The sequence below is a fragment of the Lactiplantibacillus sp. B652 genome (assembly GCF_023806745.1).
Taxonomy (GTDB): Bacteria; Bacillota; Bacilli; order Lactobacillales; family Lactobacillaceae; genus Lactiplantibacillus; species Lactiplantibacillus pentosus.
In genome coordinates this window covers 135143-158552 of the sequence record NZ_JAMSKY010000010.1, presented here as the reverse complement: position 1 = coordinate 158552, position 23410 = coordinate 135143, and the positions used below count along the sequence as shown (strand labels likewise).

Sequence of the window (23410 nt, the reverse complement as noted above, 5' to 3'; positions counted from 1 at the left end):
TCTTATTATAGAAAAAACGGGGGAAACTTCAAAGTACAAGCTCTGAAGTTTCCCTCATTTAACAAACTAAGTCAGCGTTTAAGCTAAGCCTTGAGCCGCGGTAATGATGGCGACCTTGTAGACATCTTCTTCGCTGCAACCACGTGACAAGTCAGAAACGGGCTTGTTCAAGCCTTGCAGAACGGGACCAACGGCTTCGAAATGACCGAAACGTTGCGCAATCTTGTAGCCAATGTTACCAGATTGGAGTTCTGGGAAGACGAAGACATTGGCGTGACCCGCAACTTTTGAACCTGGCGCCTTTTGTAACCCGACCTTTTCAACAAAGGCGGCGTCGAATTGCATTTCACCATCAATCGCTAATTCAGGGGCAGCCGCTTGTGCCTTGGCCGTTGCTTCCTGAACTTTAGTGACCATGTCGCCCTTGGCAGAACCCTTAGTCGAGAAGCTCAGCATTGCGACTTTCGGGTCAATATCAAAGACCTTGGCAGTCGCCGCACTCTGGGTCGCAATTTCAGCTAACGTATCTGCATCGGGATCAATGTTGATGGCACAGTCCGCGAAGACGTACCGTTCTTCACCCTTTTGCATGATGAAGGCACCAGAAATGCGGTGTGAACCTGGCTTGGTCTTGATGATTTGTAAGGCTGGACGCACCGTATCACCAGTTGGGTGCACGGCACCAGAAACCATCCCGTCAGCCTTGCCCATGTAAACGAGCATCGTGCCAAAGTAGTTTTCATCTTCTAACATCTTAGCAGCTTGTTCTGGTGTGTTCTTACCCTTACGCCGTTCAACCAGTGAATCAAGCATTGCTTGTTTATCTTCAGCCGGGTATGTCGCAGGATCAAGGACTTGAACACCTGCTAAATCAGCGTTCAAGTCTTTAGCCACGGCCTGAACCTTGTCCGTTGCGCCTAACACGATCGGCTTAACTAAGCCATCCGCTGCTAACCGTGCAGCGGCGCCGACAATTCGGGGTTCAGTGCCTTCAGGAAAAACAATTGTTTGATCTTGACCAGTAATCTTTTGTGATAATGACTCGAATAAATCCATGTGATAACCCTCCAATAAATTAATTAATGCTCGAGATTGACGTGTTCTGGTAACTGCCAGTTAATTGGCTGCTCGCCAAAGGATGTTAACGCAATGTTTGTTTTGGAAAATGGCTTCGAACCGAAAAAGCCACGGTAAGCTGATAACGGGCTCGGATGCGGTGCTTGTAACACCACGTTGGTCTGCGTGTTGATCAGTTTGATTTTCGAACGGGCGGCCTTGCCCCACAAAATAAAGACGACCGGCGTCTCCCGTTCTGACAATCGCTGAATAGCAACGTCCGTTAGCCGTTCCCAGCCTTTGCCCGCGTGTGAAAAAGCGACCCCATTTTGGACCGTTAAGACGGAATTCAACAACAACACGCCCTGTTTGGCCCAGCTCTCTAAGTACCCGTGCTCGACCGGTGTACAGCCGACATCATCCTGTAATTCTTTATAAATATTGCCTAATGATGGCGGTACCGCCACTCCGGGTAGCACGGAGAAGCTCAATCCGTGCGCCTGACCAGGACCATGATACGGATCCTGACCTAAAATAACGACCTTTGTGTCAGCAAATGGCGTCCATTCAAAGGCCTGAAAAATATTGTACATGTCCGGGTGAATATTTTTCGTTCGGTATTCATTTTTCAAAAATTCGTGCAATTGGTGGTAATAGGGCTTCTCAAACTCCGGTTTTAAGACGTCCCACCAGTCCGTATGAATAAACGCTTTCATCCTTAACACCTCTCGTTTTATTGTATCATAACCAAAACCGGTAATGATAATAATTCTGTATTCAGACCCAAACATGTTAGAATGTAATTATTAAGACAACTAAGGATGTGACAACATGATTTCGATTATCGCCTCTGACATGGACGGAACGTTACTCAACAATGAAATGGTCGTTTCTGATTTTAACGCTGACGCCATCCGTCAAGCACAACAGCAAGGCGTGCACTTTATCGTTTCCACCGGACGCCGCTTTTCCGAAGCCCAACCGCTCCTGGCTGCCCAGGGAATTACCGCCCCACTCATTACGTTGAATGGTGCCGAAGTATATGATGCTTCCGGCAAGATGCTCGACATGGTGCCAATTACGAATAGCGTTGCCCGCGCTGTATTCCATACGTTAACGGCTCAAGGCTATTACTTTGAAGTTGTGGGCAACGACGGAATCTATTCCAATAACAAAGCCAAACGAATCGAACAAATTGCCCATCTTTTAACCAACTTGAATACAGACACGACTTTTAAAATCGCGGTCTCACTTGCTTCTGCTCGTTTGGAATTAATGGACATCAATTACGTGGATAATTATAACGAGCTACTAGACGACCCGACTAAGCACGTGATGAAGATTATCGCGTTTAGTGAAGAAGGTCCTAGCAAGCTCAAGCCACTGAGCGACGAGATTCTCGCCAAACACTCATCGCTTAAGATTACGTCTTCATCCGCTTCCAACATTGAAATCAATAACATCAACGCGCAAAAAGGGATCGCGGTCGAACGCTACGCCAACATGCTCAACACGCCAATGAGTGACGTGATGGCGATTGGTGACAATAACAACGACGTCTCGATGCTCGAACTCGCTGGTGTCAGCTACGCGATGGGCAATGCCAGTCCTGAAGTCAAACAACTGGCGCGCTACATCACGGATACCAACGTCAACGATGGCGTGGGCAAAGCGATTCTCGAGGTGCTTGCGAAACAATAGTTTCCGGAAAACGGAGGTTGAAGATGCGTAAATTATATTTCAGCCGCAATAGCTTCGCCCAAGGTGCTCGGATTGTTCGCGACGCGCATAATCAATCCCACTACCTCTTAGTCGGACGCTGGGGGCGACGCCAAGATGCGCTCAGTCTATATGCCATCCAAGGTGAACTACTGGCCGAGATTCGACAAACGACTCTGGGCTTATTACCAAAATTTGATTTGTACTATAATCGCCAAAACGTCGGCTCCATCAGTAAAACGCTCGGTTTTTGGCACGAGATGCTCTACGTTCGCAAACTTCGCTGGATCATCATGGGCAGTTTAAACGCTGAAAGCTACCGCATTTATCACGGGACTGAATTAGTGATGACGATGCGGCCAGTCGTCACGACGAACGGTGAAGCCTTCGAATTAGCCATCACCGAGCCGACCACTGAACCGCTCTGTATCTGCATTGCAGCGATTCTCGACCATTGGCAAAAGCCAACAAATCGCACCCGGACACCCGTTGCAAAAAAGGGCCTTAAAGTTAGTTTTGGTGAAAGCAACTACACCCTGACGCCCCATGATAAAGTCGCCCAACACTATAACTGCGGACGCGGTTCACACTGACGAGTACTGATAATAGCCAAAAAATCTGAACGGTTAAATGTTGAATTTAGCCGTTCAGATTTTTTAGTCTAATTCATGATTGGGTTCTGGGAAGAAGCGGGCAATCATGCCTTGATAATTATCTTGCTCATGCCCTAGCGTATCAATTAAATACCCAGGTATCGTTTTAAAGGTCTTTAACCCACGCAAATAATAAGGTTTAGTGTCTTCACGGATAATCAATGGGACCGCCCCACTTCGGCAAAGTTCCTTGAATATTAATAAGCGTCCGATTCTGCCATTGCCATCACTGAATGGGTGAATCCTTTCAAACTGCCAATGAAATTTGGCGATGGCGCTCAAATCACGACCTGTTTGGCCTGAAGCTTCCCACTCTGAAAACAAGTCAGCAATCACTTGAGGGGTATCTGCGGGACTAGTCGTTTCCGTGGCATCGAGAAAGCCAATCTGATTCGGCACTATTTTGAAGCCGCCCACATGATACTTGGCATCATTTTCTTGACTGGTCGCGCGTTTGAGAATGCGATGTAATTCGAAGACGTACGCACTGGTTACCGGTACCTCAACAGTATCTAAAAGATAGTCAAAAGCGCGAAAATGGTTAGCTGTTTCTAGGACATCATCAACTTTGATTGCCTGCCCGTCATTGGCAAAAACCGTTCCCGTATCAAAAATCTGTTGTGTCTGATCTTCAGTCAACTGTGTGCCTTCCATATGATTCGAGTTATAAGAAAACAATATTTGTGTCCAGTAATATAAACTTCCTGATAATTGCTTGTCACGTTCATTCTTTAGCTCAGCGACTAAATTTTTCATGGCTTCATCTCATTTCACATTTAGTATAGCATGCCTAGTCGTGAGACGGCATTTTACTGTGCTTGGCGCGCACAGTTACAAACAGCGTCCCAGACGGTCGCGTCGGGTTCGACCATGTAGACAATCATAAATCACACCTTGTGCCAGTTAATTTGTCATGAATCATGAGTAAAACGTGCCAATCAATGGATTCCTGTTCGTCAGCCGGGGCGCGTCTTATTCCGACCTCCGGGGCTGGCTCTTCATGCAAACTTTTGAATCATCATGGATGATGATTTATGGCATTTAAATGCTAGGAAGATTATTCATTAACTTCAATAGTAACTAATCTTGAAAGAAGTCGCTAGAATTGCCTTTCGTTTAACTGCTAGAGTTTGATATTTTATGTGATTTGACAAGACCCATTTAACGTTTCTGCAACGCTGCTGTTTCGCCAACACGAGTCTGCCAACATGGCGACTAGTGGCCCAAGTTTTACAGTTAGATGTCAAATAGCTGTTTACTTAAGTGTCAACGACCAACTCCTCAAAGGTGGGGTCCGCACATGTCCGCCTTTCGAATACCATCCAGGCTGGAAGGTGTTTCTGACAATGCTCAGCGGCTCCTAGAGTGTGAGGTTCAGACGGGTTGGGACTGAGGATTAGCCTAGCTAGAGCGTTAAGCGGTGAACTTCCGCTTGGCGTTCTGGCGTAGCTAACCGGAAGTCCCAGTCTGACCCGAACACGTTTCATCCATATCGCAGGAGACATGGAAGACCAGTATTTAAGACGTGGTTTGTCGGCTTAAATCTGTGTCCATCGCGTTCCAGCGTTGTCAGAAATGCCTGGAAGCCGGTGTAGGACGCAGCTATCAAATCAGGTTTACGCTAATTCGTTTTGTTTCCAGTGGGCCTCAGCTGGTTGCTTTTGAACTTAATAATTAGCACGTTTTGATCATTTTTAATACCAATAACTAGCACAACACGTGTAAGGCTTAAAAAATTGGCACGCCTCCATCATGAGACGTGCCAATCAAATATCTTATTCACTAAACATTAATAACTTTCTCGAGGAAGTCCTGTAGCCGGGGACTCTTAGGATGATTGAAGACATCCGCAGGTTTACCCGTTTCTTGGATCAGGCCGTCAGCCATGAAGACAACGCGGTCTGCGACTTCTTTGGCAAAGCCCATTTCGTGTGTGACCACAATCATGGTCATTCCATCGGCGGCTAGCTTCTTCATAACGTCCAAGACATCGCCGACCATTTCAGGGTCCAGGGCAGACGTCGGTTCATCAAATAGCATGATTTTGGGATGCATTGCTAACGCGCGGGCGATGGCGACCCGTTGCTTTTGCCCACCAGATAATGATTTCGGCATTGCGTCAGCTTTATCAGACAACCCAACCGTCGCTAACAAATCACGCGCCGTTTTTTCGGCTTCTTGTTGGGTTTCCTTTTTAAGCTGAGTCGGTGCTAAGGTGATATTTTGTAACACCGATAAGTGCGGGAATAAGTTAAAGTGTTGAAACACCATCCCTATGTTTTCACGCACTAAGTTGATGTTGGTCCCTTTGTCAGATAGGTCGTAGCCACTAATCACGACTTGCCCCTGCGTTGGCACTTCCAAATCATTAAGACAGCGCAAGAACGTACTCTTACCGGAACCAGAGGGCCCAATCATACAAACGACTTCGTTATCTTGAACTTCGAGGTTTAACCCCTTCAAGACTTCGTTGTCACCGTAACTCTTATGCAAATCTTTGACACTTACTTTCGCCATGCCTAGTTAATCCTCCTTTGAACCCAGTTAGATAACCATGTTAATAACGTAATGATAACCAAGTAAATAATCGCAATCATCAGCCAAATCTTGAACCCTTCAAAGTTCCGGGCGATAATCAGCGTCCCAGTTTGAGTCAATTCAACGATCCCGATAACGGACAGAATCGACGTATCCTTCAACGTAATAATAAATTGGTTGATAAATGACGGAATCATAATCCGAATTCCTTGAGGCATGATGACCTTGCGCATCGCCGTCCAGTAAGGTAAGCCCAGTGAGCGCGCCGCTTCCATTTGACCATCATCAACGGCCGCAAAGCCCCCTTTGACGAACGCCCCGGTATAGGCCCCTTCATTCAGCATCAGCGTAATCATCCCGGCGATGAACGCTGGAATCTTAAACCCGTGCCCAATCAGATCTGGGAACCCGATGTAGATGAAGAAAGCCAGCACCATCAGTGGCATCCCCCGGAAAATATAAATGATCGTGCTAGAGATTGCTGGACCAACTTTACCAGGCATAACGCCGAGCACTCCGAGGATGAGGCCAAGAATCGTGGCTAAAATAATTGAAATAACCGTTAATTCCAAAGTCATCCATAACCCAGAACCAATTGTATCAAGGTTTTGCGTGAACAAACCGATAAAGGTCCGGCTGCTGGCTGTTTCACCAGTCAATGATGATTCACTGGAATTCAAGTACTTATTGACGATCTTCTTGTAAGTTCCATCCGCTTTGATGGCCTTCAGCCCAGCGTTGAACTTCTTCAACAGTTCGGCATTTTTACCCTTTTTAACGGCAAAGCCATAGTCACCAGCGGCATATTGCTTGGTCACGATCTTCAATTGAATCCCATTTTTAATCCCATATGACATCACGGGGTAGTCTTCAAAACAGGCTGCCGAGTTACCGACTTTCACGTCGTTATACATATTGTTGGAATCATTGAAATACTTGATTTTAAAGCCATATTTGCTTTGAATCGACTTCGCATAAGCAGCACCGGCCGTCCCAGTCTTCAACGCGACCGTCTTGCCTTTCAACTGCTTAAAGTTCTTGACCTTACTATCCTTCGCGACCGCCATGACGACGCCAGACGTATAGTAAGCATTCGAAAAATCGAACGTCTTCTTACGTTCGGCCGTAATATTCATTCCGGCAATCACCCCGTCAACTTGGTTTGCACTAAGCTGCTGAACGGCGGCACCAAAACTGATCGCTTTAAGTTTATAATTGATGTTTTCTTTTTTAGCAATCGCTTTTAAAATATCAATATCAATTCCCTTGTACTTACCACCCTTGGCCTGAAATTCAAACGGCGCAAAGGTCGTATCCGTTGCAATGGTGTATGTTTTCGCCTGCGCCTGGGTACCAACTGCAAACCAGCTTCCCAACGCTGCTAACAACATGACAACCGCAACTTGCCACTTTCTCATCGACGAGACCTCCTCAAAAAATTACCGAAACGGTATGTCATAAAATATAACATAATTCATGGCTCACGACCAATCCGATTTGTTATCTTTTTCTCATTATGCTTTAAGGATGGCGCTAAAAACGAGGTTTAACTTAATAAAATTAAGTTAAATGCCAATTTCAAAAAAGAATCTAACGAAAGCACCGTAATTTAACGTTTTATAATTTAGTGAGCCTGTCATCTTAGGTCCATATAACTCAACCTCATCTGTAGAATAGGCTGACCAAGCTGTTGTGATGATAGAAAACGTTTCACCACACACTTAATGTTCACTTTTCCAGAATGGGCTTTGGCAATAATCAGTCTCAAAACGACAGTCACTTCAAGTTACGAAATGACTGCCGTTTTGACAATAGTTATTTTAAGCTCTGCCTGCTAGTTAGCTCACCAGCAATCATGGTGAACCTTAGAATTGCACTTTTGAGCTCAGTTTGACTAGTCGTGCCAATGACGAGTACACCCTTCGGAACATCAGCTTAATCTTCATGCTCGAAGCGTCGCCGCCATGACGCCAGTCCACTAAGGCCTAATAGACCGACTAATCCTAATACGACTGCGCCCACGGATACCGAGGTATTTGCTTCACTCGTTTGTGGCAACTGTCCATGGCGGTTAGTTACATTTGACTCAGCTGATTGCGTCGAATCAGTTGACATGACGTTAGCGGTTGCATTTTGTGCAATTGCATCCGCTTTTGCCGACCGGACCAGTGTCTTAGCGGTGCCTCCACCATTGCTATGATGTTGGGTCGTTTTCGCTGGTCGAACAGTCGCAGTTGGCCGGCTTCGACCTGGCCGGCTAGCTGACGTCTGACCAGGATGGTTCGTTTCCGGTTGTGTCGTCTCATGTGTCGACTGATCATCGGGAATCACATCAGGTTGCGTGCTGGTCTCCTGGTCATTGCCACCTGGATTGGTTGTACCCGTATTGGGTTTGGTGTCATCCGTATCGTTATCTGGTTTAGGGCTATCTGTATCCTCCGTGCCAGGTTTCGTATTATCCGCACCATCGTCTGGTTTGGATTGATCAGGATTATTGTCATCGGGCTTAGTCTGACCACCATCTGAATCTGGTTCATCCGGCTTTACCTCGTCACCGTTGCCATTTTCGTCGGGATTAACCGGTGCTGCGACGACGGTAATCTGTGCCGTTTCACTGACAGTATTACCGACTGCATCCGTGTAGGCATAAGTCATCTGATAACGACCAGCCGTCTGAGTATCGACTTTACCAGTCACGGTCAAATCAGTTAGCGCGAGCGCTTGGCCTGTTGCATCAACCGCTTGCACGAGGTTATTCGCAGCTTGCCAAGCAGTACCGACCGTCAATTGACTGTCGTGGACTTGAATCGCTGCTTGACTCGCGGCAACCGTGACAATCGTTTGACCCATGACTAGGTTTCCCGCTTCGTCAAGGTATCGTAACGTTAACTGATACGTCCCCGGCGTACTTAAATCTGGCAGGCTGTCAGTCGTCACTTGTTTAAGCTGTGCGGCAGTCAGTGCTTGCCCATTAGCCGCAAGACTATGGACCCCATCAATGCTGTCATCAAGCTGCCAAGTGGTCTGAGGACCAACAATCAAACTGACCGGTTGTCCGACCAAGACCGCTTGACTAGCGACCGTTGTCACGTCAAACTGGCCGATATGTTGCTGACCTAATGAATCTAAATAACGAAATTGAACAGTCTGCGGTTGCCCAATTTTGGCAGTACTCAAATCCGGATGATTAAGCAACTGAATATTGGCAGTCGTCGCCTCAATCGGCTGGCCCATTCCATCGCTCACTTGTTGAATTGCGGCCAAATACTGCCAAGTCGCAGTTGGCCCAGCAATAACCGTCGTCGGTTGCGTCGTGATCGTTGCTTGATCGACAGTCACTTTTAATTGTGTAGTTTTCAAGTTACCCACTTCATCCATAAATGTGAGCGTGACTAATTGAGCGCCAGCACGGTCGGCAGTAACCGGACTCATCGTCAATTGGCCAGCCGCCAAATTAGTGAGTGTTTGTCCGGTTGCATCCTGAACATTGGCCACTAAGTCCGTTGCCTTGAGATTGGTCACTTCATGCGGCCAAATTACTTGGTCAGCCTTGGCAGTGATGCCAGCTTTGGACGCTTGCGTCGTTACTACAACAGTAACTTGTTGTATCTGGCCGAGGTCATCGGTATAAGTCAGTGTAATTGATTGCGGGACACCCACCATGGCGCTCGTTAAATTAGGCTGATCATAACTGAGCTTGGCCTGTTGTGCATCAATCGTTTGGCCATTCGAGTCCGTGAGCGTCTCAATGTTGTCTATATAATTCCAAGTAGCGGTTGGCCCAGCGATTAACGTCGTGTTTTTCCCACTGATCGTCGCAAAATCGACCGTCACAACTGATTGCGTCGTTAACACATTGCCATAAGCGTCCGTGTAAGTCAGCGTTACGGTTTGCGGACCACTAGTCTTCGCGTCAAACCCCTGCATTGTGACCGCACTTGTATCAGTCAATGCTGTACCAGTCACATCCGTCAACTCAGTGACCAGTGTCTTAGCACTCACCTGAGCAGCCTTATCAGCGAACACAATCACTTCTGGTTGGCTGTTGAGGGTTGCCGCAGACGCTACGACGTTGACCGTCGTTGTCACAGTATGCACGTTGTCTAGCGCATCCGTGTAGGTCAACGTAATCCGTTGGGTACCTGGCGTCTTTAAGTCGGGTTGTTTGTCAGCCACGATATTCAAAGCGTCCCATTGTTCTGGCGCAATCATCTGGCCGTCAAAATCAGTGACATGGGTCAGATAATCATGAAAATCCCAGCTCGTCTGATTAGGACCAATACCAATCGTACTATCCTGGATAGCTAAGGTCGCTTGACTCGCAATCATTGTGACGGGCACCTCAGTCGTGTGGCGCTGGCCAGTGTCATCCGTGAAAGCTAGGGTTACTTGTCGTGTGCCTGGTTGGCTCATATCGAGACCGCTGACCGTGATTCGATCAATTTCCGCCGCACTCAATTGCTGACCCGCAGCATTTAGAGATTGGGTTGCATCAATCAAGTCTGACAGTTGATAGGCCGCGTGTGGCCCCATCTTAATCGTTACTGCTCGACCGACGAGTTTGGTCTGGTTCGGGGCAATCACAATCGTACTAGTTGCCTCATGTTTCACACCGTAACCATCAATATATTGTAAGGCCACTTGATAGGTGCCAGCCGTCTGCGCATCCACCGTCGTCACGGCGGTATCTCCGTTGACACTCAATACTTTGACTACCTCGTCAACGTTGGCACTAATATCAGCACCGGTCACGTCTTTCAAGGTCGCAACGCTATCAGCTAGCTTCCAGGTCGTATTGGGCCCAGCAATTAGTCCCGTCACATCGGCCGCTGTTAACTCAGATTGCGAAGGCGCCGTTTCCCAGACCCAAGTAGTTGTTGCAGTTGGATTGGTCGTGCCATTATATAAGGCCATCAAACCAGCTGAGTCATAGCGCTGCGTGGCGTCTGCCTGATTGACCCAATAGCCGGAATAACCGGTCCCCGTTGAAATTGCGGGCAACATACTACCCGTTAATTTGCTCGTCGCGCCAAGGGTCAACTGTTGTAAATTAAATGGCACCGAATTTTGCCGATTATCTTGGTTGATCAACATCTTAGTCATTGTCGCCGAACGCATGTCGAGTGCCGACAAATCCAAGGTAGTCAGTTTAGATGTTCCCTGAAACATGTAGTTCATGTCGGTTAATTTGGCAGAAGTTTGCCAGCCACTCAAGTCAACGTGGGTCAATTGGTCATCATAAATAAACATCGAACCCATGCTGGTCATATTTGGCAATTGCCAACCATGCAGATCTACCGATTTCAACTGCATGGTCCCACTAGCAGCACCGGCAAACATCCCGCCAATATTGGTCACCATGCGCGTATCCCAAGCACTCAAATCAATCGTGGTCAGTGCCGTATCTGAATTAAACATCATAAAAAGATTGACCGGCTTAGTCTGATTGAGCTGCCAGTGACTTAAATCAATTGTTTGCAGGGACTTGTTATTCGCGAACATGCTGTTAAAGCCCGTTCCTGCACTGACATCCCAATTCGCAATGCCAGAGAAATCACTGATCGCCGTGTTAGTGAACATGTGACTGAAATCCGTTACTTTGGAAGTATCCAAATTTTCGAATCCTTGAATCGTTTTGAGGTTGGACGTACTGAAAAATAGCCAACTGAGATCGTCGCCAGCATTGACTTTGCCATCAATCACGACTTGGGTGAGTTGTTTGCCGAAATTGCCAACAAGTGATCCCACGTCAGCATTCGACCAATCGCCCGCACCAATTGTCAGTACGCCATCATCGGTCATCGTCCAGGCACTGGTTCCAATCGTTCCACTGGAAGTTACGGTTGCCGGCTGCACGCTTCTTAATACTGCTCGACTCATCTTGGCAGCTGTTGGGACTGTACTCGAATCGTCCTGAACGGTGGACTCAGTGTTCGTTCGTGTCTGATTGGTCGCCGCTTCAGATTCAGTTAACGTGGTTACTGCATTAATCGTCGCGTCGGTAGTGTTGGTCGTTGATGAGGCATCGGCCGAGGTATCCGTCGTTTTTGCTGTCGCAGCTGGGTTGACCACCGAGTCTGTGGATGTTGTCGGTGATGCTGCATCCGGTTCGGTGTTCGCAGTCGTAATATTTTTCTCGTCGGTTGTTGTCGTCGTAACCGCTTTAGTTTCGGTGGTTGCTGTGGAGGTCTGTTTGCCATTCACTGTAGCTTGTTGAGTGTCATTAGCTGGATTAGTAATGCTAGCTTGCGCGTGGCTCGATGTCGGCTGAGTGGCTGATTGGTTTGCTGTTGATGTGCCAGGCATCTGCGTATCAGTCGCATTTGACTGTGCATTATCGTTGGTCACACTAGTATCAGTCTTCATAGCGACCCGTCCCGTAGCCGACCCAGATGTGTTATTGCTAGAATCGGTTACATTTTCAGTCTGCTGATTTTCCGCACTAGATGTTGATTCACCTTTGGTACTCGTCTCATCAGTCTGAGCTTGTGAAGCCCCCTGCTCATTCTGCTTGTTCAAAACCACCGTTTTACCTGTTGCCACGCTGGCTTGGTTGGTCATCGCCGCACTCGTCGTTGACTGAGTCGAAACCTTATTTTCCTGGTCTGCACGTCCAATAATTGGGCTAATGCCAATGGTTGCGACCGTTATCCCTGCAAATACCCAGAAACGGCCCTTTTTATACATTTTATAATACTGTTTTTCCGTTTGTACATGACGCATATCGATGTCCCCCTAGATAATAACCGTGTGTCAGTTTGTACATGTTTTGATTCATTAAAGTATCGTTTACTTTTCGGGTCTCCAATCCGAATGGCATAAAATTAACGTTCGTCTTTAATTTATGACATTAACTAACGATTGCTTTAATTATTCATCCACTTATAACGTAACATAAACTCGTTATATAAAGCAATTAATATATGGCTATTAGCTAAATTAATTTATAGTCTGATAACTCAGTTTGCTAACGATGAAAATCTTAAATGTGCGCCATCGCTCGATCTGCAGCGACCGCTCAGCGACCGTTTCAAGCTACAATCCAACTGGTCTAATGAGGGACGCAAAAAAGGACCCCTCAACGAAATCTCGTCGAAGTGTCCTTATATACCCGGTCTAATAATGTTTCATGACCCGGTCGATTTGCCGTTGTTGTTCACGTTTCTTAATATCTTGGCGCTTATCGTATTCCCGTTTCCCATGAGCGATCCCAATCAAGACTTTCGCAAACCCGTGTTTGAGATACATCTTGAGTGGAATGATGGTGACACCCTTGGTCATCGTTGCGGCACCGAGCTTGCTGATTTCTTTCTTATGCAACAAGAGTTTCCGGTTACGCAGTGGGTCAACGTTAAAGCGATTCCCCTCTTTAAACGGACTAATGTGAACGTTTTGCATCCACGCTTCACCGTTACGAATCTGAACGAACCCATCTTTCAAGTTCACACGCCGATCACGGACGGATTTGATTTCCGTCCCGGTCAGTGCGATTCCTGCTTCATAGGTGTCCTCGACGGCATAGTCGTGACGTGCTTTCCGATTTTGAGCGAGGGCGGTATCTGGGTGCTTACCGTGTTGTTTGGCCATTGCCGCACACCCCCTTAGTTAAAAATTAGCGCCGACGATCACTAGTTGACCGTCGATTACTATTATTATTACTGTGATTATTCGAACGACCATTGTTATTACGACGGCCGTTGCTGTTGCCATTGCGATGGTTATTATTGCCACCCCGCCGGTCATTGTTGCGATTATTGTTGTTACCATTACGGTGGTAATTATTGTTACCGCCACGACGATTATTACCACGATAATTATCGGAATGTTCCCGTTTTGGTAATAAATCCGTCTTTGGCGCTTCTTCTGGATTCAACAACTTGAAGTCGACTTCGCGTTGGTCCTTGTCCACCCGCATCAATTGAACTTTGACTGGTTGGCCGATTCTAAACGTCCGCTTCGTCTTACGCCCGACTAATGCGAGTTGTTTTTCAACGTATTCGTAGTAGTCATCGTCCATCGTGCTGATGTGGACAAGGCCTTCAACGGTGTTCTCCAACTCAACAAACAAGCCGAACTTCATGACGGAATCAACGACAGCTTCAAAGGTCTCACCAACATGGTCAGCCATGTATTCAGCCTTCTTCATGGAATCCACGTCACGTTCCGTATCGATACCCCGGCGTTCGTGGTCAGAAGTCGTTTCTGCGATATTTGGTAAATTATCCCGATAACGTGCCCGCGCTTCTTCACCAGTCCCGTTTTCAGCGTAGTGCCGAATCAACCGGTGGACCATCATATCTGGATAACGCCGGATTGGTGACGTGAAGTGGGTGTAGTATGGCGCAGCTAACCCGAAGTGTCCAAGTGACTGGTCAGCATACCGGGCTTGTTTCATACTCCGGAGCATCATCACTGAGACCATGGCTTCTTCCGGCTTGCCAGCGACCTTCTTCAAAACATCCTGGAGCATCTTCGGTTTAACATCCTTGGAGCTCCCCTTGACACTGACGCCAAAGTTGGTGACAAATTCAAAGAAACTCAGCATCCGGTCACTATCAGGTGTTTCATGGACCCGGTAGATAAACGGTACCTTGAGTTGACTATAATTTTTAGCAACCGTTTCGTTAGCGGCTAACATGAAACTTTCAATCATCCGTTCAGCTAAGCCCCGCACCCGCAATTGGATATCGATTGGGTGACCCGCTTCATCAACGATGATCTTAGCTTCGTTATCATCAAAATCAATCGCGCCCCGGTGCCGACGGTGTTTGTATAAGATACGGTGTAAATCACCCATCGTATCAAACATATCGACCAAGTCCGCGTACTTTTCACGCGTCTTAGGATCGTGGGCTTCCAGAATTTGGTTGACGGCGTCATATGTCATCCGCGCGTGGGACCGAATCACACTTTGGAAAATCTTGTGATTGACGATTTCCCCGGTTGGATCGATTTCCATCTCACAACTCATGGCCAACCGTTCAACATCTGGATTTAATGAACAGATTCCGTTAGATAACCGCCGTGGTAACATTGGAATCACACGGTCAGTCAAATAAACGGAGGTCCCGCGTTTGAATGCTTCACGGTCCAACTCAGAGTTTTCAGTCACGTAATGACTAACGTCTGCAATGTGGACCCCTAAGTGGAAGTTCCCATTTGGCAACCGCCAAGCAACGACCGCATCATCCAAATCTTTTGATTCAGCGCCATCAATCGTCACTAATGGTTGGTCAGTAATATCGACCCGGCCAACTTTTTCTTCATCCGTCACGTAGTCTGGAATCCGGTTGGCTTCATCCGTGACTTCTTCAGGGAAGACGGATGGCACATCGTGTTGGTAGACCACTTGAAGGACGTCCATCCCAGGGTCATCAACGCTCCCAATCACCTGCTTCGCGATCCCAATCATTCGCGTTGGATGTTGGGCATCCGGATAAGCGGCGACTTCGGCGATGATTACTTCACCTTCAGTTGGGTGGAGACCTTGGTCAGTGATTAATAATTGATATTTAGAGAGCTTCTTGTCCTTGATTTCGACAGTTCCAATAAACCCAGCTTCATCAGAGCTAGGCGTGTAGGCACCGACGATTTGGGTGTAGTTACGTTTAACGATGCTGACGATTTTACCTTCAGGACCGCGGTCTGAACCAGGACGGGCTGGCCGAATAATTTCAACCGCAACATCGTCACCGGTCAATGCAAACTGCGTATTGTCGGGATTGATGTAAATATCGGGCAAATCTGGATCGTAGCGCACGAAACCAAAGCCCTTATCATTGCCATGAAATGACCCTTCAACGGTCTTGGTTTCTTGGACCAACTTAAAATGGTCATGGTCGTCGGTGCTGACGAGTTTCTTGCGTTCCATATTCGCAAGTTCCTTCACTAAAAATGTAAAGGCGGTTGCGCCTGTATAATGCAGTTCGTCCGTCAACTGTTCGACACTATAAGTGCGATCAGGATGGGCCTGCAGAAAAGTCAGGATTTGTTCTTGTAAGTTTGCTTCTGACATCATTTACCTCATTTATATATAGATTTTAAATATGTTAAGACATCTTGTTCTAATTGATGATGGGCATTATTCACGGTAATCACATGCCCCGCATCGGCATACCAATGAAAATCAACGGGCACTTGCGTTAGCGCTGCTTGTAGCCGACGCGCCACGTTCGGATCGATCAATTCATCTTGACCGCCTTGACCAATGAAAAACGGTTGTGTGACGTTGGCTAACTTGGTCGTAACCTCTTGCTCAGTAAAGGTATTAACGGCTTGTAACTGCTGCTGGACGAGTTCTGGCAGTACTGCCAAGATTTGTTCCCGTTCGGCCAGTGAAAATTGGCTATGCGCCAACTGATGGTGACTAAGCGTAATGAACATTTCGGCGACATCACTGCGATTACCCGCAAATAGCGGTGAGCTAAACGTCCCACCACCTAGTAGTTGCGGATCACGTTCCAACGCAGCAGTCGCAAAAATCCCCCCTAATGAAAGGCCAAAGATACTAATTTCAGTATAGCCTTTTTGCCGTAGAAATGATATTGCTTGTTGGGTATCTTGCCACCATTGGTCGGGTGTTTGGGCTAAAATATCACGCGGATCATTCGTCGCGTGACCACTGAATTGCGGGCCGTACACGGTATAATCAGACCGTTCCAGCGTCCGCCCCAACATCCGCACGTCATTGGCGCTGCCAGCATAAGCGTGGAGTAAGATAACGGCCCGTTCACCGTGTTCAAAGTAAAATGGTTCCGGTTGTTTTAACATCATTACCACCAACTTTCGTGAACTACTCGGCCATAAATGACCGAGCTTCTAGGAACACCGCTAACTTACACATCAGTGGCTAGCACTTGTGCAGAGGTTACGGCTATTTACTATGGCGCATCCCGCGCCTAATTAGTCGGTTAAGCACTTAAGATATTCTTAGTAGCGCTAATGTCCCGGTCATGGCTAATACCATAATGAGGACAAGTCCACTCACGAATATCTAACGTGTTTCCTCGCTAAATTTCAAAAAAATCCTCCTGAAATCACAGGAGGACGGTCAATTACTTCGATGAGTACCATGCTAGAGCTAACGCTAGGATAAAGAAAGCGATTCCTAATACCACGGTTACCTTCTGCATGAACGCTTCAAAACCGCGGGGCTTCTGCTTGGCGAACAAGTCATCAGCACCACCGGTCAATGAAGACATGGCATCATTAGTTTTGGATGGTTGCATCATTACCGCGATGATAATCAAGACGGAAATGACCAGTATTAACGTTAACAATAAATTATACAAGAAATGTGCCTCCTAAAGAGTCCGCTATGTCTATAACAATTTAACATATTTTGCCTTGTTTTTCCAGTATCCTGGACAATTCGTTGGTTTGTTCAGTACTCAGGGCGTCGCGACTGTCAAATGCGAGATTTGATGGCGAACCCAAGCACGGTTATCGCGGTCGGTTAAGATAATTAAGGTATCCCCCGCGCGCATCAAGGTATCCCCATGTGGAATCACCTGTTGTTCACCACGACGAATCGCAATCAACAGCGACTCTGCTGGCCATTTAAAATCACGAACCTGGTGTCCTTCCAACTTAGAGCCTTCAAAAATCGGCAATTCGAGCCGGTCCTGAACGCCACTGTGCTCGGGCATCCGTGGCCGAATGAGCTTTTCCAATAAGGCTTCATAGATGGGTGCCCCGCCTAAGAGGTCCACTACTAAGTAGGCCGTCATCGAGACAACGGCTAACGGCATCAAATGGTGCAGCGTCCCGACCATTTCGGTAATTAGCAGAATCGCGGTAAAGGGGCTTTCCCAATCCCAGCAAAGTAGCCGGCCATCGCAAAAATAATAAAATTGGGAATCAAGTTAGTCGGCATCCAGCCCAACATGACCATGACTTGGGCATAAATCGCCCCTAGAATGGCCCCTAACGATAGAATCGGTAGAAAAATACCGCCGGGCAACCCGGACCCGTATGAAATCGTCGAAAAGCTGAAGCGCAAGACAAAAATCCCTAATAAGGCAATTAATGCTGGCGTAGCAGCGGCTAAATTCAAGATAACCGCATTACCGCCACCTAATAGTTGTGGCCACAGTAAGCCAATCGGGATCACCAGCAGAAACGGGATCAACCCATCGAACCAACTCGGCAACCGCAACTTCGCGTACCAGTTGGGCATCGTCAACGTGACGTTTTGATACAGATAACCAAACACGCCTAAAAAGATGCCGAGGCCGATTAAATTCCCGTACTGGCTCAACGGCAAATTATAGTCATAAGGGATGTGCAACACTGGCACCAGGCCAAAAAAGTTCAGCGAAATAAAGTCGCTAGCCATCGCACTCACTAATGCAGTCGTCCAGATAATTGGTGAGAAGTTATGGTAAACTTCTTCAAGCACAAACAACGTGCTGGCAATTGGCGCATTGAACGCCGCTGAGAGCCCCGCAGCAGCACCACCGGCAATCAGTGAGCGCCGATTCGAACCCGTCTGACGGAGCTTGGCAGCGACCCCTTGGCCAATCGTAGCGCCCAATTGAATCGACGGTCCTTCACGCCCCAGAAATAAGCCAGAACCAATGCCCAGCACGCCACCAACGAACTTCCGCCACAGGACCGACCACCAGCCGTAGTCTAACTCACCGGCTAACTGCCCTTCGACTTGTGGAATCCCGGAGCCCTTGATGTTGGGTTCCTTTTTGACCAGCCAACCGACGAATACGGCAACTAGCACTGTTAAAATCAGCCAAGGAATCAGTAGCAGCCAATTGGCATGAATTTGTCCGTAAGCCCATTGAACGAACTTTAAGCCCTGTTCAATGCTGAAACGAAAAATGCTAACGACGAACCCCGCAATCACGCCGACAATCAATGCCCGGCCGATTGAACTAAAGCGTGTGAAGTCAAAATGTTGTTTGATATTGTGCGGCCGTTGTGCCACAGCGAGTCCCCCTCCAAATTATGATAGTAATGTTGCAATATTCTGTTGAAGCGCAGCCAATGTAACGGTCTGTTCTGGTAATAATGCTTGAATCTGTTGTGGCCCATCTGCTCGTAATAGCAATCCCAACATCAGGTCGGTCGCTAAATCGCTCGTCTGGTAAGTGGCCTTAAAGCCAGTTAACAACTCAGCGTCACCATTGAACGCGTCAAAGATCAAGGGCACGAGCTCCGTCTGCTTAGCAGCTTGATGTGCCGTGCTAAAGCGTTGCAGGCCTAATTCACCGCTAGTCACAATCAGATTATCACCGGTTAAGTTACCGTGTACAAACTGGTTAGGCGTCACTGGATGTTGGGCCAACCACGCTTCCCGTTCAGCTGCGAAGTCGTTTCCTAACACTTGCCAGTCGCCAACTGGTTGACTTTCTGGGCCGAACGTCGCAACTTCGGTATTGAGCTGCGTCAACATCGTGCCAATCTGACGACCGAGTGTCGACTTAGCCAACGGTTTGGCCGTCGCGCAGAATTCAGTCAGCGTAATGCCTTGTAATGGCCGATAAATAACATAATAGAATTGATACTTATCGAAAACAAAACCAGCATGTAATAACCGTGGTGCACCCAGCTTAAGGCGCGCCATCCGAGTCAGGCCAAAGCGTTCCGCTTGATAATACGCCCGGGTTTCAGCCATGACATCACTTGGCGGGAAAATTGCAATTTCTGTGGGGCCGATGGTAAACCGTGCCGCGAACTGGTCGGCAACTGGTTCTGGTGTTTTGTAGGGTTCATTTTCACTGGCATAGATTTTTTGAAGCACTGGTTCAAAAGCTAATGCATTAGTTTGCAGTCCTTGCCAATCAGACCACACATTGATTTGTTGCTGAAAGTCATCCATTCCGTTCTCTCCTTACTCAAATACACATGCTCTTATTTTACCACGACTTCCCATGGTCCAGGCGTTAAACTCAAACAGATGTTCCTTAAAATATGTATAATAAAAACGCCGCTCCAGAGGGAACGACGTCTCTATTAGAACTTCAAATTACTTGCTAGTAATGGTGTTCCGTGCAGCTTCGTCTAAGTTGTAGAAGCCGTGGATACCTTTGTATTCTGAAGTGCTTTCAAGTTGGTCTTCGATCCGCATTAATTGATTGTATTTAGCAATCCGTTCAGTACGGCTCATTGAACCAGTCTTGATTTGGCCAGCGTTCATTGCGACAACTAAGTCAGCAATGGTCGTGTCTTCAGTTTCACCAGAACGGTGTGAAACGATGGCAGTGTAGCCAGCTTCTTTAGCCATTTCGATAGCTTCAACAGTTTCAGTCAAAGTACCAATTTGGTTAACCTTGATTAAGATTGAGTTAGCAACGCCCATCTTGATACCCTTTGCAAGGTAGTCCGTGTTCGTAACGAATAAGTCGTCACCAACGATTTGAACTTTCTTACCAAGCTTGGCAGTTGCCATTTGCCAGTCTTCCCAGTTGTTTTCATCCAAAGGATCTTCGATGGAAACGATTGGGTACTTGTCAACGATGCTGTCAAGTAAGTCAACGAATTCTTCGGCAGTAAATGATTTCCCATTTTCGCCTTCACCCTTCAAGTCGTACTTGCCAGTTTCTTCGTTGTAGAATTCTGAAGCGGCACAGTCAAAGGCAATGGCAATATCCTTACCAGGCTTGTAACCGGCACGTTCGATAGCTTCAACCAAGATTTCGAATGGTTCTTCGTTGTTCTTCAAGTCAGGTGCAAAACCACCTTCGTCACCAACGGCAGTCGAGTAACCGCGTTCGTTCAAGATCGCTTTCAAGTTGTGGAAAGTTTCTGAACCCATCCGGATAGCTTCTTTAACTGAAGAAGCACCAACAGGCATGATCATGAATTCTTGGAAGTCAACGTCGTTGTTGGCGTGGGCCCCACCATTGATAACGTTCATCATTGGTGTTGGTAAGACGTGGGCGTTGAATCCGCCAAGGTAGTTGTATAAAGGCATTTCAAGTTCGTCAGCAGCAGCACGTGCGGCAGCAATGGAAACACCTAAGATAGCGTTAGCACCTAACTTAGCTTTGTTAGGAGTACCGTCTAACTTGATCATCGCTTGGTCAATGGCACGTTGGTCAGTTACATCGTAACCAACGATTTCCTTAGCGATTAACTTGTTAACATTGTCAACGGCCTTAGTAACACCCTTGCCCATGAAACGGCTCTTGTCACCGTCACGTAATTCAACGGCTTCATGTTCACCAGTTGAGGCACCTGAAGGAACGATACCGCGACCAAATGCGCCGCTTTCAGTATAAAGTTCAACTTCAACAGTTGGGTTACCACGTGAGTCTAAGACTTCGCGAGCATAAATATCTGTAATAATAGACATTAATTTCTCTCCTTAAAATTGGCTTGTTTTTGTTTCACACTTATTGTAGAAGTTTGTCCAACAACTTGCAATAACTATTATTAGTTATTTTGGTAGTTAACAAGTTCCAAGAATGAATCAGGTTGTAATGAAGCACCACCGACTAAACCACCGTCGATATCTTCTTTGCCCATTAATTCGTTAACGTTGGCTGGTTTAACACTACCACCGTATTGAATCCGAACTTTATCCGCAACTTCTTGTGAGTAAAGATCAGCAACAGTCTTACGAACAACTGCACAAATTTCTTCAGCTTGGTCGCTTGAAGCAGTCTTACCAGTACCGATGGCCCAGATTGGTTCATAGGCAATAACCAATGAACTTACTTGGTCAGCTGATAAGTCCTTCAAAGCAGCCTTGATTTGGCCAGAAACCCATGATTCTGCTTCGCCGGCTTCACGTTGTTCAAGTGATTCGCCACAGCAGATGATTGGCTTCATGCCGTTCTTGAAGATTGCGTGAGCTTTCTTGTTAATGTCTTCGTCAGTTTCGTGGAAGTAGCCACGACGTTCTGAGTGACCAATAACAACGTAGTCAACGCCTAAGTCAGCTAAAGCGGCTGGTGAAGTTTCACCAGTGAAGGCCCCAGCATCTTCAAAGTAAGCATTTTCAGCAGCAATCTTTAAATCAGAACCCTTGGCAGCTTCAACCATTTCTTGTAAGAAAAGAGCTGGTGCAGCAACGACTGATTCAACTTTTGATGGATCTGGTAATTGATCCTTAACCGCGTTAACGAAAGCTAAAGCTTCGCTAGCAGTTTTGTTCATTTTCCAGTTACCGGCAATAATAGGTGTACGCACGATAAACCTTCCTTTCGGAGAACAGATTATTTTTCAGAAATAGCAGCAATACCAGGTAATTCCTTACCTTCAAGGTATTCAAGTGAAGCACCGCCACCAGTAGAGATGTGGGTTAACTTGTCGCCAACGCCAAGTTGCTTAACAGCGGCAGTTGAGTCACCACCACCAACGATAGTCGTTGCTTCTGATAAGGTTCCTAAGAACTTACCAACTTCAAGCGTACCCTTGGCGTAGTTGCTCATTTCAAAGACACCCATTGGTCCGTTCCAAACAACGGTCTTAGCGTCGCGTAAAACGTCTTCGAATTCTTCGATTGACTTAGGACCAATATCTAAGGCCATGTAGCCATCAGGAATTGAACCTTCAACAACTTTGCTAGGAACATCGTTGTCAAACTTTTCAGCAACAACTGAGTCACTAGGTAAGACCAACTTGTCGCCAGCCTTTTCGATGATTGACTTAGCTAATTCAATCTTGTCTTTTTCAACAAGTGAGTTACCAATGCCCATGCCTTTAGCAGCATAGAACGTGTAAGTCATCCCACCACCGATGATGATTTTGTCGGCTTTGCTGATTAAGTGATCGATAACACCGATCTTATCAGAAACCTTGGCACCACCTAAGATGGCAACGAATGGGTGCTTAGGATTGTCAACGGCGTCACCTAAGAACTTGATTTCCTTTTCCATTAAGAAACCAGCGGCAACTTGGTCCATGTTTGAAGCAATCCCAACGTTTGAAGCATGGCTCCGGTGAGCAGTCCCGAATGCATCGTTGACATAGACATCACCAAGTGAAGCCCAGTACTTACCTAATTCAGGGTCGTTACCAGATTCGCGCTTAACTTGTTCGCCGTTCACAACGTCTTCAAAACGCGTGTTTTCAACAACTAAGACGTCACCGTCGTTCATGTTGTTGATGGCAGTTTCAAGTTGTTCGCCTTCAGTAACAGGTACGAAGGTAACAGGCTTGTTTAACAAGTTTGAAAGACGTTCTGCAACTGGACGTAGGCTTAAGCCCTTCTTGTCGTCTTCGCTCTTGATCCGGCCTAAATGTGAGAATAAGATGGCTTTACCATCATGTTCAATCACATATTTGATCGTTGGTAAAGCAGCGACGATCCGGTTGTCGTCACCAATTTTGCCGTCTTTAATCGGAACATTAAAGTCGACACGAATTAAAACTTTTTTATCTTTAACATCTAAATCTGAAACGATTAATTTAGCCAATGTTAAAATCCTCCTAGAATTCGTGACTGTTAAATTAAAAAAACGGCAAGAGGAGTTTGCCTCCCC

At 46.8% G+C, this 23410-nt stretch carries 17 protein-coding genes and 1 pseudogene; 2 read left to right on the top strand and 16 right to left on the bottom strand.

Features of this window, described 5'->3' with window-relative positions; translation table 11 throughout:
* Positions 1–78: 78 nt before the first annotated feature.
* Positions 79–1056 (bottom strand): phosphate acetyltransferase, encoded by a 978-nt coding sequence (pta, locus tag MZO40_RS12765; protein ID WP_003637888.1) that lies wholly within the window; start codon positions 1054–1056, stop codon positions 79–81.
* Positions 1057–1079: 23 nt separating this feature from the next.
* A complete protein-coding gene (locus MZO40_RS12760; protein WP_050339114.1) occupies positions 1080–1772 on the bottom strand; it encodes a uracil-DNA glycosylase in 693 nt (230 codons plus the stop codon).
* A gap of 115 nt (positions 1773–1887) precedes the next feature.
* Between MZO40_RS12760 and MZO40_RS12755 the strand changes: the two genes are divergently transcribed.
* Positions 1888–2757 (top strand): Cof-type HAD-IIB family hydrolase, encoded by an 870-nt coding sequence (locus MZO40_RS12755; RefSeq protein WP_105960667.1) that lies wholly within the window; start codon positions 1888–1890, stop codon positions 2755–2757.
* Between the two features lie 23 nt (positions 2758–2780).
* On the top strand, positions 2781–3368 hold the full coding sequence (locus tag MZO40_RS12750) for an LURP-one-related/scramblase family protein (protein ID WP_050339116.1): 588 nt from the start codon (positions 2781–2783) through the stop codon (positions 3366–3368).
* Between the two features lie 63 nt (positions 3369–3431).
* Here the strand turns inward: MZO40_RS12750 and MZO40_RS12745 are convergent, their stop codons facing one another.
* The 14 genes and pseudogenes from MZO40_RS12745 to MZO40_RS12685 all read right to left on the bottom strand — a co-directional run bounded on the left by MZO40_RS12745 (position 3432) and on the right by MZO40_RS12685 (position 23344).
* Positions 3432–4184 carry a Fic family protein gene (locus tag MZO40_RS12745; RefSeq protein ID WP_105960668.1) on the bottom strand — a complete coding sequence of 251 codons (753 nt, stop codon included), beginning with the start codon at positions 4182–4184 and terminating at the stop codon, positions 3432–3434.
* Between the two features lie 1026 nt (positions 4185–5210).
* Positions 5211–5945, bottom strand: coding sequence for an amino acid ABC transporter ATP-binding protein (locus MZO40_RS12740; RefSeq protein WP_088769962.1), 735 nt, complete (start codon positions 5943–5945; stop codon positions 5211–5213).
* A 2-nt stretch (positions 5946–5947) separates the two neighbouring features.
* Positions 5948–7384 carry an amino acid ABC transporter substrate-binding protein/permease gene (locus tag MZO40_RS12735; RefSeq protein WP_003637882.1) on the bottom strand — a complete coding sequence of 479 codons (1437 nt, stop codon included), beginning with the start codon at positions 7382–7384 and terminating at the stop codon, positions 5948–5950.
* Positions 7385–7901: 517 nt separating this feature from the next.
* Entirely contained in the window at positions 7902–12689 is a 4788-nt protein-coding gene (locus MZO40_RS12730; RefSeq protein ID WP_105961313.1) for a BspA family leucine-rich repeat surface protein, read from the bottom strand.
* Between the two features lie 393 nt (positions 12690–13082).
* Positions 13083–13553, bottom strand: a complete 471-nt coding sequence (gene smpB / locus MZO40_RS12725; protein ID WP_252133314.1) for an SsrA-binding protein SmpB — start codon at positions 13551–13553, stop codon at positions 13083–13085.
* Between the two features lie 25 nt (positions 13554–13578).
* Entirely contained in the window at positions 13579–15981 is a 2403-nt protein-coding gene (gene rnr / locus MZO40_RS12720) for a ribonuclease R (RefSeq protein WP_050339120.1), read from the bottom strand.
* Positions 15982–15989: 8 nt separating this feature from the next.
* The gene (locus MZO40_RS12715) at positions 15990–16739 is read right to left on the bottom strand and encodes a carboxylesterase (protein WP_105961315.1); all 750 of its coding nucleotides are present in this window, start codon (positions 16737–16739) and stop codon (positions 15990–15992) included.
* 137 nt (positions 16740–16876) lie between these two features.
* Positions 16877–16957 (bottom strand): hypothetical protein, encoded by an 81-nt coding sequence (locus tag MZO40_RS17655; RefSeq protein WP_323128385.1) that lies wholly within the window; start codon positions 16955–16957, stop codon positions 16877–16879.
* Positions 16958–17020: 63 nt separating this feature from the next.
* Positions 17021–17257, bottom strand: a complete 237-nt coding sequence (secG, locus tag MZO40_RS12710) for a preprotein translocase subunit SecG (protein WP_003637877.1) — start codon at positions 17255–17257, stop codon at positions 17021–17023.
* A gap of 99 nt (positions 17258–17356) precedes the next feature.
* Positions 17357–18906: pseudogene (locus tag MZO40_RS12705) on the bottom strand (ClC family H(+)/Cl(-) exchange transporter).
* An 18-nt stretch (positions 18907–18924) separates the two neighbouring features.
* Entirely contained in the window at positions 18925–19800 is an 876-nt protein-coding gene (locus MZO40_RS12700; protein WP_252133313.1) for a hypothetical protein, read from the bottom strand.
* A gap of 147 nt (positions 19801–19947) precedes the next feature.
* Positions 19948–21276, bottom strand: a complete 1329-nt coding sequence (gene eno, locus MZO40_RS12695; RefSeq protein ID WP_003637874.1) for a phosphopyruvate hydratase — start codon at positions 21274–21276, stop codon at positions 19948–19950.
* 80 nt (positions 21277–21356) lie between these two features.
* Complete coding sequence (tpiA, locus tag MZO40_RS12690; RefSeq protein ID WP_003637873.1) at positions 21357–22115, bottom strand: triose-phosphate isomerase; 759 nt, start codon at positions 22113–22115, stop codon at positions 21357–21359.
* Positions 22116–22141: 26 nt separating this feature from the next.
* On the bottom strand, positions 22142–23344 hold the full coding sequence (locus tag MZO40_RS12685; RefSeq protein WP_003637872.1) for a phosphoglycerate kinase: 1203 nt from the start codon (positions 23342–23344) through the stop codon (positions 22142–22144).
* Positions 23345–23410: the final 66 nt, after the last annotated feature.